Below are 274 nucleotides of genomic sequence, written 5' to 3' on the forward strand. Positions count from 1 at the left end.
CCCCCTCGCCAAGGCCGCCGCCCGCATCTCCCTCGGCACGACCATCGCCGAACTCCGCACCGAAGGCCTGCTCCCGAAGACCGGCGACGGCGGCACCCTCCCCCTCGACGCGCCGATCTCCGTGAAGGAAGCCGTCATGCCGTGGTCCCGTTTCCGGGACATCCACGGCCGGGGCGTCGACACCGTGCTGGGGCCGGAGATGCGCTCCACGGGTGAGGTCATGGGCATCGACTCCGTCTTCGGCACCGCCTACGCGAAGTCGCAGGCCGGTGCG

At 71.9% G+C, this 274-nt stretch carries 1 protein-coding gene; it reads left to right on the forward strand.

Annotated features, from left to right (window positions below; translation table 11 throughout):
- Positions 1 to 274: hypothetical protein (locus IF17_RS01000000136975; RefSeq protein ID WP_032773225.1), on the forward strand; the 274-nt coding region annotated here is incomplete at both ends.

The sequence above is a fragment of the Streptomyces cyaneofuscatus genome (assembly GCF_000718135.1).
In the GTDB taxonomy this organism is placed as follows: Bacteria; Actinomycetota; Actinomycetes; order Streptomycetales; family Streptomycetaceae; genus Streptomyces; species Streptomyces cyaneofuscatus.